We start from the raw sequence: 1360 nt of genomic DNA, 5'->3' as shown, positions 1-1360 counted from the left end.
GAGCTTAAACAGCGTGATGAAGCAGTAAAAGCGCCGCCTCATAAGAATAAGAAGAGTAAGAAGAAGGGTAAGTGAGGTATAGAATGTCGACATATGTATTGGGATCAGCTGTTATTTGTACGATGTGTAATTTTTATTTATGTTACCTACTCTGGTCTTCTTGTAAACGACAAACAGAGCTTAGAAAAGAACTAGATGAAAAAGATGAAATAATACGTATGAAAGACGGCATGCTCAAAATATTAGCTTCTCCTAATGATGTCTATTCTTCAAAAGGTAGTAAAAATTCTGACCAACATTTTGTTTCAAGAACTTTTTCTGGATGATTTGATGAAGTGTGTTCTATGATAAAGATTACCACACTTTCGATATCTGGTTTTAGGTGGCGAACTGTGAAAGTAAAGCATATTTCTTTATCTCCCTTTAGATTAAAACAATCGCATATATCCTGCGACTTTAAATCTGCTGGAGAAGTGTTGTTAAAAACCATGCACTTTTCATCTACAGGGATTAAACATCCTATAGTAGTAGAAGTAAAATAACTACCTGTAACAAATGCAAATGGACTTTCATGAGGTATCCGAAAATTGTTTACTTTGACTATTCGTTCTGTAGGATTTTTTATGATTACATGTATTTCAATAAGGAGACGTTTATCGATCCTATATGCGTATGGTTTTGCTTGTATAGTAGCTTTTAGCTTTGGACCTAAGTCTCGTATTTGTTTTTCCTCCCATAAAATAGAGACGTGTTCTTTTGCGGTTTCAGATTGGCTTTTTAGATGGTCTAATTGCTCTTCTACATTGCATAAATCTTCTTCTCGAATTTTACTAGCTCTTTGTAAATCTTGTTTTCGGTTTCTATCATTTAGCCATATTCCCAAGAGTGTTAGCACAAATGATGCTATGCTAATTATAATAGCAATAGTATCTTTATCCATTTCTCATACATCCTTCTTTCCTTCATTTTCGGAAAAAAACACTTCTATAAAACACGTTTTGTATGGAGAGGTGCGGTGAATAACACGATTCTTTGTTTTGATCTAGGGACGAAGACGGGGTGGGCGATACGTGGTGCAAGTGGTGACATATTCAGTGGTACCGTGAATTTTCAATCGCGCCGTTTTGAAGGCGGTGGAATGCGTTACTTGCGTTTTAAACAATGGCTATCAGAAATAAAGCAGACAGCAGGTAACATTGACGCGGTTTATTTTGAGGAGGTGAGGCGTCATGTTGGAACCGATGCAGCGCATGTTTACGGTGGTTTGTTAGCAACGTTAACGGCGTGGTGTGAACAGCATCAGATACCGTATGAGGGGATACCAGTAAGTACGATTAAGAAAGCGACGACAGGCAAGGGG

2 protein-coding genes are annotated in these 1360 nt (G+C 37.4%); one reads left to right on the top strand and one right to left on the bottom strand.

Translation table 11 applies throughout. The features are described 5' to 3' along the window. Positions 1-262: 262 nt before the first annotated feature. Positions 263-940 carry a hypothetical protein gene (locus ACFIKG_RS09215; RefSeq protein ID WP_273788725.1) on the bottom strand — a complete coding sequence of 226 codons (678 nt, stop codon included), beginning with the start codon at positions 938-940 and terminating at the stop codon, positions 263-265. A gap of 75 nt (positions 941-1015) precedes the next feature. On the opposite strand from ACFIKG_RS09215, the gene ACFIKG_RS09210 reads away from it, so the two are divergent. Then, positions 1016-1360 (top strand): hypothetical protein (locus ACFIKG_RS09210; RefSeq protein WP_375652189.1); only part of this gene is annotated, 345 nt, incomplete at its 3' end.

The organism is Bartonella sp. LB28NMGDW (assembly GCF_042194435.1).
GTDB classification, from domain to species: domain Bacteria; phylum Pseudomonadota; class Alphaproteobacteria; order Rhizobiales; family Rhizobiaceae; genus Bartonella; species Bartonella grahamii.
This window is presented reverse-complemented; position numbering and strand designations above follow the sequence as displayed.

Bases quoted from the DNA above. Each gene is read 5' to 3' on its own strand.
- ACFIKG_RS09215 (WP_273788725.1), bottom strand. From the start codon at position 940: ATGGATAAAGATACTATTGCTATTATAATTAGCATAGCATCATTTGTG.